Source organism: Mesorhizobium sp. M4B.F.Ca.ET.214.01.1.1 (assembly GCF_004791545.1).
Classification (GTDB): Bacteria; Pseudomonadota; Alphaproteobacteria; order Rhizobiales; family Rhizobiaceae; genus Mesorhizobium; species Mesorhizobium abyssinicae.
In genome coordinates, this window is sequence record NZ_SRUX01000004.1 from 254,245 (window position 1) to 270,609 (window position 16,365).

Below are 16,365 nucleotides of genomic sequence, written 5' to 3' on the forward strand. Positions count from 1 at the left end.
GCCATGACTGAGGACGGCATCAGCTATTTCGGCATACGCCACCACGGTCCGGGCTCCGCCGAGAGCCTGGTCAAGGCGTTGCAGGAATTGCAGCCGGTCGCGGTGCTGATCGAAGGGCCGGTCGATGCCTCGCCACTGCTGCCGCTGCTCGCCAGTCCCGAGATGAAGCCGCCGGTGGCGCTGCTCTGCTATCCCGAGGACGATCCGGCCGCGACCAGCTTCTGGCCCTTCGCCGAATTCTCGCCCGAATATCAGGCGGCGCTGTGGGCCGTCGCCAACAAGGCGGCGCTGCGCTTCGTCGACCTGCCGTCCGCGGCGCGGCTGGCCGAGAAGGCGCCCGAAGGATCGACCGACGCCGAGCCCGCCGAAGCGGAACCCGTCGAAGAGCAAGGCGAGGAAGCGACGCGCATCCAGGATCCGATCGGCACGCTGGCGCGCGCCGCCGGCTACGAGGATGGCGAAAGCTGGTGGTCCGACATCATCGAGCAGAATCCCGAACCCGGCCCAATCTTCGCGGCCATCGCCGACGCGATGACGACGTTGCGCGACGGCGAGGGGGCGATCGGCAAATTCGAGGCGATGCGCGAGGCGCACATGCGGCTGGAAATCGCCGCCGCGCGAAAGGAGTTCGCTGGGCCGCTGGCGATCGTCTGCGGCGCCTGGCATGTGCCAGCCCTGCAGGCGGCACATACGCAAAAGAGTGACCAGGCGCTGCTCAAGGGAATGGCTCGCCGCAAGACGATGATGACCTTCGCGCCATGGACGGGACCGCGCCTGGCGCTGGGCTATGGCTACGGCGCCGGCGTCGTCGCGCCCGGCTGGTGCAAGCATCTGTGGCAGACGCGCGGGCAGGGCGACTCTTCCATCCTGTGGCTGGCACGGATCGCATCGGTTCTCAGGGCCAAAGGCCACATGATCTCGACCGCATCGCTGATCGAGGCTGAGCGGCTGGCGCGGGCGCTCGCCGCCATCCGCGAACGCCCGAAGCCGGGTTTCGAGGAACTGCGCGACGCTTCGATTTCGGCCCTGTTCAACGGCGAGGCCCTGCTGTGGAAGATGGTCGAGGCCGAACTGCTGCTCGGCGCCGATGTCGGTGAGATTCCGCCGGACACACCGCTGGCGCCGCTGATCGACGACCTTCAGCGCAACCAGAAAGCGGCGCGGCTGAAGCCCGAGGCCTTGGAGCGGGAGCTCTCCATCGACCTGCGCAGCGAGAGCGGGCTGTTTCGGTCGACGCTGCTGCACCGGCTGAACGTGCTTGGCGTGAGCTGGGGCAAGCTGACCGACACCGGGCGCAGCCGCGGCACCTTCCGCGAGCGGTGGGTGCTGGCCTGGCAGCCGGAATATGCCGTTCGCCTGGTCGAGAACCTGGTCTATGGCCCGACCATTGAAAAGGCCGCCAACGGCCGCCTGGTCCAGATGATCGGTGCCGCCGCGACGCTCGACACCCTTGCCACGCTGGTCCAGAGCGCCATCACGGCGGCACTGAGCGAAGCCTCCGCCGCCGGCCTCGTCGCGCTGGAGGAAAAGGCGGCGCACAGCAGCGAGTGCCTGGAACTGCTGGCCTCGGTGCCGCCGCTGGCCGACATCATCCGCTATGGCGAGGCGCGCAAGACCGAGACCGAACGTCTTGCCGGCCTCTTGGAACGGCTGATCGTCGAGGGCTCGATCGCGCTACCCTACGCCGCGCGCGATCTTGATGCGCAGGCGGCCGCGGCGCTGATGGGCGCGCTGCGCAAGGCCGACGAGGCGATCAGGCTGGTGGAGCCGGGCGCGGATGTCGTGGATGCCTGGCGCAACGGCCTCGCGGCCGTGCTCGAGTCGTCGCGATCGACGGCGCTCGTCGCCGGTTGCGCGGCGCATCTGCTCTACGAGGCCGGGCGGCTTTCCGCCGAGGACGCGGCCGACCTTTTGGCAAAGCGCCTGTCGCCGGGGACGCCGGTCATCGAAGCGGCCGCCTTCTTCGAGGGTTTCTTCAGCGGCGCTGGTCAAAGACTGATCTATGACGAGGGTCTGCGCGGCGCCGTCGATGCATGGCTTGCCTCACTCGACGAAGAGGCCTTCGTCGCCCATCTGCCCTTGCTGCGCCGGGTCTTCTCCAACCTCGACAGCATGGAGCGCCGGCGTTTGATCGAGGCCGTGCTCGGCCGCAGGGCCAGCCTGCCCACCGGGCTGACGCCGGCGCCCGATGGCGGCGAAGCCTGGCGCCGGCATTTTGGTCTCCTCGGCAGGCTGCTCGCGGGGGAGCCCAGCCATGGATGATGACGCGATCGTGCCGGACCCAAGCGAAGATCAGCGCGAGCGCCGCTGGCGGCTGGCGATCGGCGCCGACGATGAAACGTCGTCGGCACTGTCGGCGGAAGACCGGCGGCTTTCGGCGGCGCTCGATGCGCTTTATGGCGACGGCAGCGGCGAGACGGCCGGCGATCCGCGCAAGCGGCGCGGCGGGCTCGGCCGCTCGGCGCCGCGCGTCGCGCAATGGATGGGGGATATCCGCTCGTTCTTCCCCGAGCAGGTCGTCCAGGTCGTGCAGAAGGACGCCTTCGAGCGGCTGAACCTGAAACAAATGCTGATGGAGCCGGAGTTCCTCAAGGCGATCGAGGCGGACGTCAATCTCGTCGCCGACCTGGTCTCGCTGCGTTCGGCGATGCCGGACAAGACCAAGGACATCGCCCGTTCGATCATCTCCGACATCGTCGCCAAGCTGATGCAGCGCCTCGAGCAGAAGACCACCGAGGCGATCCGCGGCGCGCTCGACCGGTCGCGGCGCACCAACCGGCCGCGGCAGCGCGACATCGACTGGCCGCGCACCATTACGGCGAACCTCCGCCACTACCAGCCGGACCACAAGACCGTCGTGCCGGAAAGACTGGTCGGCTTCATGCGGCGCCAGCGCCGGCTGGTCGACCTCGACGAGGTGACGCTCTGCGTCGACCAGTCGGGCTCGATGGCAAGCTCGGTCATCTACGCCTCGATCTTCGCCGCGGTGATGGCCTCGTTGCCGGTGGTGCGCACCAAGCTCGTCTGCTTCGACACCGCGATCGTCGACCTGACGGAGGAACTCAGCGATCCGGTCGAAGTGCTGTTCGGCGTCCAGCTCGGCGGCGGCACCGACATCAACCAGGCCGTCGCCTATTGCGCCGAGCGGATCGAGCGGCCGACCAAGGCGCATTTCATCTTGATCACCGACCTCTACGAGGGCGGCAACGGCCAGGAGCTTCTGCAGCGGTTGGCTGCGCTGGTCCGGTCGGGCGTCAATGTCGTCGTGCTGCTGGCGCTGACCGATCAGGGCCGTCCCGGCTATGATCCCGCAATGGCGGGATCGGTCGCATCGCTCGGCATCCCGGTTTTCGCCTGCACCCCTGACCATTTCCCGGACATGATGGCGGCGGCGCTGCGTCGGGAAGACATCGGCGCCTGGGCGGCAGGGGCGGACATCAAGCTGATCCGGGCCGACACCGAAGCAGCCAAGACAGCCGAGTAAGCCTGCCGCCGCCTTCAACGATGATCAGCCTGCTTTCTCGCTGATCAGCTCGAAGCGCTCGACTTCGCAGTGCTGGCCGACCGCGGCCAGGATTTCCATCGACGGTTCGACCGCATCGGGCTGCTTCCATCCGAGATTGAAGGTGTGGACGAAGCGGTCACGGCCGGCGTCATGTTCCATGCCGACAAAGCGCGCGTCATAGCCGAGTGGACGAACCATTTCCCGCAGATCCGGCGGCGAGCCTTTCGGCCACGAGACCGCCAGGATCGCATGGTGGTCGCGCGGGATCCTGAGATCGACCCATTTCAGCGCCTGCAGCGTCACCAGCGTCAGCACCGTCGCGATCGCGCCAAGGCCGAACTGGCCGCCGCCGAAGGCCAGCCCGATCATGGTCATGATCCACATCGTGGCGGCGGTGGTCACGCCTGTCACGAGATCGCCGCGCCGCAGGATGGCGCCGCCGCCGATGAAGCCGACACCGGTGAGCACGCCCAGCGGAAAACGCAGCACGTCCATGCGCACGAAAGAGTCCGTGCCCTTGCCGGCGACATCGAGCAGCATGTTGGCCTGGATCATGGCGATGGCGGCGGCAAGGCCGACCAGGATCGTCGTGCGAAGCCCGGCGGTGTGGCCGCGTGCCTCCCTGTTCAGACCGATCAGGAACCCCGCCAGCAGCGTCAGCAGAAGCCTCGCCAGCAGGTCTGGCCAGCCCGGATGAAGCGGCATGTCGCAGCAAAGCGGCTCGAACATCGTTCCACGAGGCGCGGGCGAGCCGCGCTCCTTGTTCCCAACGACTTCAACCTCGTTGGCGGGCTGAAGGTTCCTTGGCGGGCCAGGAGCACTGGCGCCGTCTGTCACACCCCGCGCACGATTTTGAGACACGCGCCGCTTGACTCCGGCGAAGCCTTGTGAAAAATTTTGCAGCAACTGATAAAAATATCAAAAGGGCGGAAATGGTTGGGTTCGGCAATGGCCTCCTGCGCGACGACGAGACCAGCATGGCCGCCCGCGCCGCCTGGCTTCACTATGCCGGCGGTCTGACCCAGGCCGAGGTCGCCAAGCGGCTCGGCCTCACCAGCCTCAAGGCGCATCGCCTCATCACCAAGGCCAACCAGGAAGGGCTGGTTAAGGTCTATATCGACGGCGAGATCTCCGAATGCGTGGCGCTCGAGGACGAGCTGTCCGGCCGCTACGGGCTCGACTATTGCGAAGTGGTGCCGGACTTCGATCCGGAAGACCTGCCGCTCAAGGCGCTTGGCATTGCCGGCGCGCAATTCCTCAAGCGCGAGATCGAGCGCGGCGAGGACAAGCTGATCGGCGTCGGCCACGGCCGCACGCTCGCCGCTTGCGTGGAGTACCTGCCGCGCATTTCGGCCGACGGCATCCGCTTCGTCTCGCTGCTCGGCGGCCTGACGCGCAAGTTCTCGGCCAACCCGCACGACGTGATCCATCGCCTCGCCGAGCGCACCGGCGCCGAAGCCTATGTCATGCCGGTGCCGATGTTCGCCAACACGGTGGAGGATCGTGCCGTGCTGCTCGGCCAGAAGGGCATTAGCGAGGTCTTCGATCTGGCGAAATCCGCCGACCTGCTGCTGGCCGGCATAGGCACCGCCGAGCAGGAGGCCTCGCTGGTCGCCACCGGCATGATCGACAAGGCCGAGATGGAGGAGACTCGCCGCAACGGCGCCGTCGGCGAACTGCTCGGCCATTTCTTCGACGAGGCCGGCAAGCCGGTGGCGACCACGGTTTCCAGCCGTGCCCTGGCGTTGGCGCGGGAGGACATCGCCAACCGCAGGATCGTCGCCGTCGCCGGCGGCAAGGTGAAGGTTCGCGCCATCAAGTCAGTGCTGGAGGGCCGTTATCTCAAGGGCCTGATAACCGACGAGCGGACGGCGCGATCGCTCGTGGAACAGACGCCGGTCGGGTAGCCGGCACCGCTTTGGTTGAAACTACCCTGTGGAGGAGAAGAGGACATGCATGAGAAAGAAAAAGACCTGATCGACGCGTTCCTGCGTGGACAAGTCGACCGCCGTGGACTGATCAGGGGGCTGGGCGCCATGGGCCTCGCCGCCAGCACCGCCGGCGTCCTGCTCAATATGGGCCAGACCCGCGCGCTCGCCGCCGATTTCGACTGGCAGGCGCACAAGGGCAAGACCATCAAGCTCTTGCTCAACAAGCACCCCTATGCCGACGCGATGATCGCCGACCTCGACAATTTCAAGCAGCTGACCGGCATGAACGTCGTCTATGACGTGTTCCCGGAGGACGTCTATTTCGACAAGGTCACCGCCGCGCTCTCGGCGAGCTCCTCCGAATACGACGCCTTCATGACCGGCGCCTACATGACCTGGACCTATGGTCCGGCCGGCTGGATCACCGACCTCAACGAATGGATCAAGGACCCGGCCAAGACCAATCCGAAATATGCCTGGGACGACTTCCTGCCCGGCGTCAAGAACTCCTGCGCCTGGAACGGCAAGCCGGGCGGTGCGCTGGGTTCGGAAGACGCCAAGCAGTGGTGCATTCCATGGGGCTTCGAGCAGAACAACATCACCTACAACAAGGCGATGTTCGACAAGGCCGGCGTCAAGGTTCCCGGCAGCATGGACGAGATGGTGGCGGCCGCCGCCAAGCTCACCAAGGATGTCGGTGGCGGCGTCTACGGCATCGGCGTGCGCGGCTCGCGCTCCTGGGCGACGATCCATCCGGGGTTCCTGTCGGCTTACGCCAATTTCGACCAGAAGGACCTCAACGTATCGGCCGACGGCAAGCTGTCCGCCGCCATGAACACCGCCGAATCCAAGGCCTTCCACAAGCAATGGGTGCAGATGATCCAGGAGAGCGGTCCGAAGGACTGGTCGACCTACACCTGGTACCAGGTCGGCACCGATCTCGGCGCCGGCGCCTCGGCGATGATCTTCGACGCCGACATCCTCGGCTACTTCATGAATGGCGGCACCAACAAGATGGCCGGCCAGCTCGCCTTCGCCGGCTTCAAGGCCAATCCGGCCGCCAAGGCGCCGACGCCCAACATCTGGATCTGGTCGCTGTCGATGTCAAACTTCTCCAAGGACAAGGACGCCACCTGGTACTTCATGCAGTGGGCTTCCGGGCTCGATCACTGCCTGTTCGGCGCCACCAAGATGGACTTCGTCAATCCGGTCCGGCAGTCGGTCTGGAAGGACGAGGTGTTCCGTGAGAAGCTGAACAAGAGCTATCCGGGCTATGTCGAGATGTTCGACGCCTCGGCACCCGGCGCCAGCATCAAGTTCACGGCGCAACCGCTGTTCTTCGACCTCACCACCGAATGGGCCGCGACGCTGCAGAAGATGGTGGCCAAGGAAGTGCCGATCGACGAGGGCCTCGACAAGCTGGCCGAGAGCATCAACGGCCAGCTCAAGGAGGCCGGCCTCGGCTGATATCGGGCAGCGGCTGGCGCGCAAGCGCGGGCCAGCCGCGACCCTCAACGACACTCGCGAGGCGAAGCGGTATGCTTCGCCAACGCCCGACCGGCCGCCTTGCTCCCTTGGGCGGCCGGCAGGGCGGAGCAACCGGGATAACGGAAGAGCGCGATGACCGCGGCGACGACAGTCCACAGACCCTCCGGCTTCAGGATCAGCAAGCGGGTTCTGCCCTATCTCCTCAGCCTGCCGGCGCTCCTGGTCTGCATCGGCATCCTGATCCCGTTCCTGACCTCGGTGGTCTATTCCTTCCAGCGCTACAGGCTGAGCCAGCCATGGGCCAGGCAGTTCAACTGGGGCGACAACTACATTTCCTTCTTCACCGACCCGAAGTTCTGGAACACGCTCGAGGTGTCGCTGCTCTATGCCGGCATCACCGTGGTGCTCGAACTGCTGCTCGGCCTCGGCATCGCCATGCTCCTGCAGAAGCGCTCGACGCTGAACAACTTCATCTCGATCATGCTGTTGATGCCGCTGATGACGGCGCCGGCGCTGGCCGCGCTGATGTGGAAGCTGATGACCAATCCCGGCTTCGGCGTGCTGAGCTATCTTGCCAGCCTCATAGGCCTGCAGGACTTCCGTTGGGCGTCCTCGCCGTCGACCGCGCTGCTCACCGTCGTGCTGGTCGACATCTGGGTCTACACGCCCTTCATCATGATCCTGCTGCTCGCCGGCCTGCGCAGCCTGCCGACTCAGCCCTTCGAGGCGGCCGCGCTCGACGGCGTGCCGAGGAGCTTCGTGTTCTTCCGCATCACCCTGCCGATGCTGACGCCCTATATCCTGACGGCGACGCTGTTTCGCCTGCTCGATTCCATCCAGCAGTTCGACATCATCTACGCGATGACTCAAGGCGGCCCCGGCGACACGCTGACCGTGTTCCAGGTCGAGGCCTATCTCAACTTCTTCCAGTCGACCAATGTCGGGCGCTCGGCGGCGCTGATGATCATCCTGTGGGCGATCACCTATTTCCTCTCCAACATCTTCATCAAGAACTGGCTCCGGCTGCGCGAACGCGCCCGCGGCCAGGCATAGGAGGCAGGGATGGAACACACCTCGCTTCTCGAACGCATCCTGCGCGGCGCAGCGCTCACGCTGGTGGTGATCTTCTTCATGTTCCCGATCGCCTGGATCTTCATGATGTCGTTCCAGACCAACGAGACCATCCTGCGCATCCCGCCGCAGCTGATCTTCGAGCCGACGCTCGCCAACTACACGGCGCTGATCACCGGCAAGCTGGTGACCGCGGCCGGCACGCTCGACATCGCCTTCATGCGCAATCTCTGGAACTCGGTGTTCCTGTCGGTGACCTCGGTTGCCGTCTCGCTGCTGCTCGGCGTGCCCGCCGCCTATGCCTTCGCCCGCCACAAATTCCGCGGCTCGGAGGACATCGCCTTCACGCTCTTGTCGTTCCGCTTCGCGCCGGCGCTGCTGGTGCTGCTGCCGCTCACGCTCTATTTCCAGAAGCTCGGCCTCGCCAACACCTATATCGGCCTGATCTGGGTCTACCAGCTGATCTGCCTGCCGCTGATCCTGTGGATCGTGCGCGGCTATTTCGAGGACATCCCGGCCGACATCGAATACGCCTACCGCATCGGCGGCCATTCCTGGTTCGCCACCTTCCGCAAGATCGCGCTGCCGCTTGCCGGGCCGGGCATCGCCGCCGCCGGCCTGCTCGCCTTCATCTTCGCCTGGAACAATTTCGTCTTCGCGCTGGTGCTCGCCTCCGCCGACAAGCAGCCGGTGACGGTCGGCGCGCTCGCCTTCATCACCTCGTCCGGCATTCAGTATGGCCAGATCTCGGCCGCGATTGTGCTGTCGATCACGCCGACGCTGGCGCTGGCGCTATACGCGCAGCGCTATCTCGTCGAAGGCCTGTCGCTCGGCGCCGTGAAAGGGTAGTTCCGATGGCCAGCCTCGAACTCAAAAATGTCGTCAAGCGCTACAAGAGCCAGACGGTCCTCGACAATCTGTCGCTGAGCGTCGCCGACGGCGAGACGCTGGTGCTGTTCGGCCCGTCCGGCGCCGGCAAGACGGTGCTGCTGCGCATGGTTGCCGGCGTCATCGATCCCGACGAGGGCAAGATCCTGATCGGCGGCGAGGACATGACCGATGTCGACGCCGAGTTCCGCGGCGTCGGCATGGCGTTCCAGAACTTCGCGCTGTTCCCGCATATGAGCGCCTTCGACAACATCGCGACGCCGCTGCAGGCCAGGCACTCCTCGCAAGGCGCGATCAAGGCCGGCGTCGAGAGCGTCGCCAAGCTGCTCAAGATCGACCATGTGCTGAGCCACAAGCCGCGCGCGCTGTCCAACGGCCAGAAGCAGCGCACCGCGCTTGCTCGCGCGTTGGTCGGCTCGCCGCCGATTCTCCTGCTCGACGATCCCTTGCGCAATGTCGACGCCAAACTCCGCTTCGAGATGCGGCTTGAACTGCCGCGGCTCCTGCATGATCGCGGCGCGACCGTCGTCTACGTCACCCAGGACTACAAGGAGGCGATGGCGCTCGGCAACCGCATCGCGGTGATGTCGCAAGGCGTCATCCGCCAGCTCGGCACGCCCGAGCAGATCTATCGCGAGCCGGCCAATGTCGAGATCGCCAGGCTGTTCGGCGACCCGACCATCAATTTGCTCGACGTCAAGCCGGCGCGCGACGCCAAGGGCATCTATGTCGGCCTGTCGAACGTACAGGTCCATCTCGCCGGCGCCTATGAGGCGGCGGTCGGGCGCGACTGCGTTATCGGCCTGCGGCCCGAGGCGCTGAGTTTCGTCGGTGAGGCCACGCCCGGCGCCGTTCCTGTGACCGTCGAGGCCGAGACGCCGCTCAACGAAAAGATCGTCACCTTGGTGCGCACCGTGCGCGGCCGTGAAATCCTGGTTTCGCGCCCTGCTGGAACGCCGGGCCAGACCGAGGGCAAGGCGCATGTCGCCGTCGACGGCAAAAGCGCGCTGCTGTTCGATCATGCCAGCGGCGAGCGCATCGGCGCCAACAAGGTCGTCACTTTGCGCAGCGGAGAAGCGGCATGAGCGCCAGCGCCCTCACCATTTCCGGCGTCGACAAGTTCTACGGCCCGATCGACCGCGGCGTGCATGCGGTGAAGCAGCTGACGATGGAGATCGCCAGGGGCGAGATCGTGGCGCTGCTCGGCTCGTCGGGCTGCGGCAAGACCTCGACGCTGCGCATGATCGCCGGCTTCGAGGAGGTTTCGCGTGGCGAGATCGCCGTCGCCGGCCGCAAGGTGCACACGCTGGCGCCGGTCAAGCGCAACGTGGCGATGGCCTTCGAGGGCTATTCGCTCTATCCGCCGCTCACCGTGCGCGAGAACATGGCCTTCGCTCTCAAGGCGGCAAGGCTTTCGAAGAGCGACGTCGACGCCAAGGTCGCCAGCATCGCCAAGCTGCTCGAGATCGAGGACATCCTCGAGCGCTATCCGAGCTCGATCTCCGGCGGCCAGCAGCAGCGCGCCAGCCTCGGCCGCGCCTTGATCCGCGAGGCGGACCTGCATCTGCTCGACGAGCCGATGGGGCAGCTCGAGCCGCAGTTGCGCGCCGTGCTGCGTGGCCGCATCAAGCACTTCATCAAGGAGCGCGGCCTGACCGCGATCCTGGTCACCCACGACCAGACCGAGGCCAACGCGCTCGCCGACCGCATCGCGGTGATGGAAGGCGGCGTGCTGCAGCAGTTCGACACGCCCGACATGATCAAGCGGCGGCCGGCGAACCTGTTCACCGGCACCTTCGTCGGCGAGCCGCCGATGAATGTCTTCGAGGCCTTTGTCGGCACGACTGCCGGCAAGATCAGCCTGAAGCTCCCCGACGGGCTCTCGCTCGACTACGACAAGGATGCCTTCAGCGGCCCGGTGCGCGACCAGCTGCTCGCCCGCGAGCGTGTCGTCATCGGCGTCAGGCCCTACGCGGTGCGCCGCTCGAAGGACGGCGTGCCGGCCACCGTCTCGGCCAATCAATGGCTCGGCGACCAGACCCACATCGCCGCCGATTTTGCCGGCGGCTCGCTGGTGCTGGTCGAGCACGACCGCACCCGCCTCGAGCTCGGGGCGCCGATCAAAGTCAGCATCGATCCGAAGAACCTGCACGTCTTCGACCAGGCCGACGGCAAGGCGATTTCGCACGGGATGGAGCTTGCCTGATGCGGGATGTGCTGATCGGCATCGACGCCGGCACGTCTGTCATCAAGTCCGTCGCCTTCGACAGGGCGGGCCGGCAGATCGCGGCCACCGCGCTGGCGAATCGCTACGAAACGCTGCCGGGCGGTGGCGCCGAGCAGGACCTGGCGCGCACCTGGGCCGATACGGCGACCACCTTGCGCCAGTTGGCCGACAAGGTGCCGGACCTCGCCAGCCGGGTGATCGCCATCGCGGTGACCGGGCAGGGCGACGGCACCTGGCTGATCGACAAGGCCGGCGAACCGGTGGCCAAGGGCTGGCTGTGGCTCGATGCGCGCGCCGCCAGGATCGTCGAGGAGATCCGGGCACGGCCGGAGGACCGGCTGCGCTTCGAAAAGACCGGCAGCGGGCTTGCCGCCTGCCAGCAGGGATCGCAGTTCGTCTTCATGAAGCGAAACATGCCGGCCATGCTCGAGAGGGCCGCGACGGCGTTCCACTGCAAGGACTGGCTCTATTTCAAGCTGACCGGCGAGCGCGCCACCGACCCTTCGGAAGGGACCTTCACCTTCGGCGATTTCCGCACCCGCGACTACAGCGACGAGGTGCTCGACGTGCTCGGCGTCGCCGACCTCAGGCACCTTCTGCCGCCGATCGTCGACGGCACCAGGCACAGCGCCGGCCTGTCAAAGGCCGCGGCCGACGCGACCGGGCTCACCGCCGGCACGCCGGTCGTGCTGACCTATGTCGACGTGGTCTGTACCGCGCTCGGCGCCGGCCTGTTCGACCGCAAGCACAAGCCCGGCTGCACCATCATCGGCTCAACCGGCATGCATATGCGACTTGCCGAGACACCGGACGAGGTGCAGCTCAACGAAGCGAAGACCGGCTACACCATGACCATGCCGGCGCCGGGCGTGTTTGCCCAGCTGCAGTCGAACATGGCGGCGACGCTCAACATCGACTGGGTGCTTGGCCTCGCTTCCGGCATCCTCGCCTCGCAAGGCATTTCGCGCTCGAACGGTGAGATGATCGCGCTGGTCGATGACTGGATTTCGTCGTCCAAGCCGGCCTCGCTGATCTACCAGCCCTATGTGTCCGAGGCCGGCGAGCGCGGTCCGTTCGTCGATGCCAATGCGAGGGCCGGCTTCGTCGGCATCTCCTCCCGCCACGGCTATGCCGACATGGTGCGCGCCGTCTTCGAAGGGCTCGCCTTCGCTTCGCGCGATTGCTACGCCGCTATGGGCCCGCTGCCGCGGGAAATCCGCCTTACCGGCGGCGCGGCGCGCAGCCCGGCGCTGCGCAAGATCCTTGGCGCCGCCGTCGGCGCCGCCACCCGCACCAGCGAACGCGAGGAGGCGGGTGCCGCCGGTGCCGCCATGATCGCAGCGGTCTGCGTCGGCCTCTACCGGTCAATGGACGATTGCGTCGCCGAATGGGTCACCCCCCTGCTTGGCGAGGCCGAGCCGAGCGACCCGGAACTCGCCGCCATCTACGACAGGATGGCGCCATCCTACACATTGGCGCACGAGGCGCTGCGTCCGGTCTGGCGGTCGATGGCCGCGACCAAGGCAGATTGAGAAGTCGAGCATGCACAGGAAAATTGCGATCATCGGCGACCGTTTCATGCTTCCGGAGGTCTTTCGGACTGAGATCGAGAAGGCCTGCGGCAACAGCCTCGACATCCGCACGCTGGAAACCGCGTGGCCCGACGAGCCGATGGAGTTCGGCAACACCGCGCTCGGCCTCGACAAAGTCAAGGAGTATTTCGGCCATCCGGACGAGGTGGTCGATTTTGTCGGCGATGCCGAGATCCTGGTCACCCAGCTCGCTCCGCTCTCGGATGGAATGATGCGGCGCCTTCCGGCGCTGAAATTGGTCGCTGTGTCGCGCGGCGGACCGATCAACATCGACATGGCGGCCGCCAAGGCTCACGACATCCGCGTCGTCAACGTTCCAGGCCGCAATGCGAGCGCGGTGGCCGAATTCACCATCGGCGCCATCCTCGCCGAGACGCGGCTGATCCGCGTCGGCCACGAGGCCTTGCGCAAGGGCGAATGGCGCGGCGATCTCTATCGCGCCGACCGCACCGGCCGCGAGCTCAGCGAGATGACCGTCGGTGTCGTCGGCTACGGCAATATCGGCACCAAAGTGGTGCGCCTGCTGCGCGCCTTCGGCTGCCGCGTCCTGGTCTGCGATCCCTACGTGCAGCTGAGCGCGGACGACCGCAATGCCGGCGTCGAGCTGGTCTCGCTCGACGAACTTCTGTCGCGCTCCGACGTGGTCACCCTGCATTCGCGGGTGACCGCGGAAACCCGCGGCCTGATCAACAAGGACACCATCGCCGGCATGAAGCCCGGCGTGATCTTCATCAACACCGCGCGCGGGCCGCTGGTCGACTATGACGCGCTTTACGAGGCGCTGGTCGCCGGCCATATCGCCAGCGCCATGCTGGAAACCTTCGCGATCGAGCCGGTGCCTTCGGACTGGCCGCTGCTGCAGCTGCCGAATGTGACGCTGACCCCGCACATCGCCGGCGCCTCGGTGCGCACCGTTACCTACGCGGCAGAGCAGGTGGCCGAGGAAGTGCGCCGCTACATCGCCGGCCTGCCGCCGGTCAATCCGTGCTGACCGCCATGAAGCGTTGTGCAGAGGGTTCGGCGAGATGAGCGGCGACGGCGACATTGTCGACCTTTTCGTCATCGGCGGCGGCGTCAACGGCGCCGGCATCGCGCGCGACGCCGCCGGCCGTGGCCTGTCCGTCATCTTGTGCGAGAAGGACGATCTCGCCGAAGGCACCAGCTCGCGTTCGGGCAAGCTGGTTCATGGCGGCCTGCGCTATCTCGAATATTACGAGTTCCGCCTGGTGCGCGAGGCGTTGATCGAGCGCGAGGTGCTCCTGGAATCCGCGCCCCACATCATCTGGCCGATGCGCTTCGTGCTGCCGCACAGCCCCGACGATCGCCCGGCCTGGCTGGTCCGCATCGGCCTCTTCCTCTACGACCATCTCGGCGGCCGCAAGCGGCTGCCGCCCACCCGCACGCTGAACTTGCGCACGGCGCCGGAGGGCGCGCCGATCAAGGACGCTTTCAGACGCGGCTTCGAATATTCCGACTGCTGGGTCGACGATGCCCGCCTCGTCGTCATCAACGCGCTGGACGCGGCGGAGCGCGGGGCGAAAGTCTTCACCCGCACCGCTTGCACCGCCGCCCGCCGCGACAAAGGCCTGTGGTCGGTCGAGATGCGCGACGGCAGGACCGGCGTGAGGACCGCGGTGCGGGCGCGCGCGCTGATCAACGCCGCCGGTCCCTGGGTCAACGACGTCGTCAACCGCGTCGCCGGGCAGAACTCCAAGCGCAACGTCCGCCTGGTCAAGGGCAGCCACATCGTCGTGCCGAAATTCTGGGAAGGGCGGCAGGCTTATCTCGTCCAGAACAACGACAAGCGCGTCATCTTCATCAATCCCTATCAGAACGACCTGGCGCTGATCGGCACCACCGACATTCCCTATGAAGGGCGGCCGGAAGACGTGGCGGCGGAGGAGAGCGAGATCGACTACCTGATCAAGGTCGTCAATCGCTACTTCAAGCGCGGGCTGACGCGCGGCGACGTCGTCTATTCCTTCTCCGGCGTCAGGCCGCTCTACGACGACAATGCCGACAATCCGAGCGCGGTGACGCGCGACTACATCTTCGAGCTCGATGCGCCGACCGGGCAGGCGCCGCTGCTCTCCGTCTTCGGCGGCAAGATCACCACCTTCCGCAAGCTCGCCGAGCACGCGCTCGACCGCATCGAGCCGTTCTTTCCGAAGATGGGCAAGGCGTGGACGTCCGGTGCGCATCTGCCGGGCGGCGACATCGCAAATGCCGATTTCGAGCAGTTCCTCGGCGATCTCGGCCGCGACTACCCCTGGATGCCGGCGTCGCTGCTCAAGCACTATGGCCGGCTCTACGGCACGCGCACCCGTTCAATCGTCGGCAATGCCGGATCGCTCGAACAGCTCGGGCGGCGCTTCGGCAAGGATTTCTTCGAGCGCGAGGCGAGCTACCTGTTCGAGCATGAGTGGGCGTCGACTGCTGCCGACATCCTGGACCGCCGCACCAAGCACGGCCTGCATCTCTCGGCCGCCGAGAGAGGGGCCTTCGAGGACTGGTGCGCCAACCGTTTGGCAAAGGCCGGCTGATGGCAGCTCGCATTGATCACGATGCCGTCGAATTGCAGGCGTTGCGTGTCCTGTCGGCCAGTGTTGGCGCCGATCCTCTGCTGGTCCAGGGCGCCGGTGGCAACACCTCGCTCAAGCAAGCCGGTGTGCTGTGGATCAAGGCGTCCGGCACCTGGCTGATGAATGCGGCGACAGCCGACATCATGGTGCCCGTGGAGCTGTCGCCCTTGCTCGATGCCGTCGCGCGCAAGGACCCGGCGGCCGAGAAGACCGCCGCATTCACGCTTGCCGAGCTCAACCCGCACCAGTTGCGGCCGTCCATCGAGACGACGGTGCATGCATTGCTGCCGCAAAAGGTCGTCGTCCATGTCCACTGCGTCGAGACCATCGCCATCGCCGTGCAGACCAATGCCGAGGCGCTGCTGGAGGAGCGTCTGCGCGGCCTCGACTGGGCCTTCGTGCCCTATCGCCGCCCGGGCCTGCCGCTGGCGCAGGGCATTGCCGAACGGCTGAAGCCGCGCACCGACGTCCTCGTCCTCGGCAATCATGGGCTGGTCGTGGCCGCCGACACAGTCGCCGAAGCAAACCTGCTGCTGCGGCGCGTTACCGGCCTGCTTGCCCGCGCGCCGCGCAAAGCGCCGGCGCCCGACCTCGACGCGCTGCTCAGGCTGGCCATGGGCAGCGATTACCGCCTTCCGGTCGCGGTCGAGGCCCATGCCGCCGCCACCGATCTCGCCAGTTGCCGGATCGTCGCGTCGGGCAGCCTTTACCCGGACCACGTCATCTTCCTCGGCATAGGCTCGGTGATCGCCGGTCCGAACGAGAATGCCGCTGCCGTGGTGGCGCGGACAACGGCCGGCGGGCAGCCGGCACCCGCCTCCATCCTTTTCCCGGGCAAGGGCATATTGATGCGCCGGGATGCCAATGCCGGCGCCGAGGCGATGGCGCGCTGCCTTGCCGATGTCGCCATCCGCGTCGATCCGACGGCGCGCGTCAACTATCTCAGCATCGAGGAGAATGCCGAGCTCCTGAACTGGGACGCCGAGAAATACCGCCAGGAGCTCAACCGGCGCGCCGGCAGCGTGCTGCAATGATTGCGCTTCATGCCGGCAGTTCGGGTGCGTGCGCCATCGATCGCCAC

The 16,365-nt window shown here is 66.5% G+C and carries 13 protein-coding genes; 12 read left to right on the top strand and 1 reads right to left on the bottom strand.

The window, feature by feature from the left end; all coding sequences use genetic code 11:
* The first annotated feature begins 3 nt into the window (after positions 1-3).
* Positions 4-2,262, top strand: a complete 2,259-nt coding sequence (locus tag EN857_RS10440) for a DUF5682 family protein (protein WP_135858515.1) — start codon at positions 4-6, stop codon at positions 2,260-2,262.
* The gene (locus EN857_RS10445; RefSeq protein ID WP_135858517.1) at positions 2,255-3,484 is read left to right on the top strand and encodes a VWA domain-containing protein; all 1,230 of its coding nucleotides are present in this window, start codon (positions 2,255-2,257) and stop codon (positions 3,482-3,484) included. The genes EN857_RS10440 and EN857_RS10445 overlap by 8 nt, the downstream gene beginning before the upstream one ends.
* Positions 3,485-3,508: 24 nt before the next feature.
* On the opposite strand, the gene EN857_RS10450 is transcribed toward EN857_RS10445, so the two are convergent.
* On the bottom strand, positions 3,509-4,234 hold the full coding sequence (locus tag EN857_RS10450) for an MgtC/SapB family protein (RefSeq protein ID WP_127392157.1): 726 nt from the start codon (positions 4,232-4,234) through the stop codon (positions 3,509-3,511).
* Positions 4,235-4,437: 203 nt separating this feature from the next.
* On the opposite strand from EN857_RS10450, the gene EN857_RS10455 reads away from it, so the two are divergent.
* The 10 genes from EN857_RS10455 (at position 4,438) to EN857_RS10500 (ending at position 16,318) form a co-directional block, all read left to right on the top strand.
* Complete coding sequence (locus tag EN857_RS10455) at positions 4,438-5,412, top strand: sugar-binding transcriptional regulator (RefSeq protein WP_127284683.1); 975 nt, start codon at positions 4,438-4,440, stop codon at positions 5,410-5,412.
* 45 nt (positions 5,413-5,457) lie between these two features.
* Complete coding sequence (locus EN857_RS10460) at positions 5,458-6,903, top strand: extracellular solute-binding protein (protein ID WP_127284684.1); 1,446 nt, start codon at positions 5,458-5,460, stop codon at positions 6,901-6,903.
* 153 nt (positions 6,904-7,056) lie between these two features.
* Entirely contained in the window at positions 7,057-7,977 is a 921-nt protein-coding gene (locus tag EN857_RS10465) for a sugar ABC transporter permease (protein WP_126056079.1), read from the top strand.
* Positions 7,978-7,986: 9 nt separating this feature from the next.
* Complete coding sequence (locus EN857_RS10470; protein ID WP_127284685.1) at positions 7,987-8,844, top strand: carbohydrate ABC transporter permease; 858 nt, start codon at positions 7,987-7,989, stop codon at positions 8,842-8,844.
* A gap of 5 nt (positions 8,845-8,849) precedes the next feature.
* Positions 8,850-9,968: an ABC transporter ATP-binding protein gene (locus EN857_RS10475; RefSeq protein WP_127392156.1), complete on the top strand. Its 1,119-nt coding sequence runs from the start codon at positions 8,850-8,852 to the stop codon at positions 9,966-9,968.
* Positions 9,965-11,089 (top strand): ABC transporter ATP-binding protein, encoded by a 1,125-nt coding sequence (locus tag EN857_RS10480; RefSeq protein ID WP_127392155.1) that lies wholly within the window; start codon positions 9,965-9,967, stop codon positions 11,087-11,089. Before EN857_RS10475 ends, EN857_RS10480 begins: the two co-directional genes overlap by 4 nt.
* Complete coding sequence (locus EN857_RS10485) at positions 11,089-12,642, top strand: FGGY-family carbohydrate kinase (RefSeq protein WP_127286816.1); 1,554 nt, start codon at positions 11,089-11,091, stop codon at positions 12,640-12,642. Before EN857_RS10480 ends, EN857_RS10485 begins: the two co-directional genes overlap by 1 nt.
* Before the next feature lie 10 nt (positions 12,643-12,652).
* A complete protein-coding gene (locus EN857_RS10490) occupies positions 12,653-13,693 on the top strand; it encodes a 2-hydroxyacid dehydrogenase (protein WP_127392883.1) in 1,041 nt (346 codons plus the stop codon).
* A gap of 34 nt (positions 13,694-13,727) precedes the next feature.
* The gene (locus EN857_RS10495) at positions 13,728-15,245 is read left to right on the top strand and encodes a glycerol-3-phosphate dehydrogenase (protein WP_127286818.1); all 1,518 of its coding nucleotides are present in this window, start codon (positions 13,728-13,730) and stop codon (positions 15,243-15,245) included.
* Entirely contained in the window at positions 15,245-16,318 is a 1,074-nt protein-coding gene (locus tag EN857_RS10500; protein WP_135858519.1) for a class II aldolase/adducin family protein, read from the top strand. The genes EN857_RS10495 and EN857_RS10500 overlap by 1 nt, the downstream gene beginning before the upstream one ends.
* Positions 16,319-16,365: the final 47 nt, after the last annotated feature.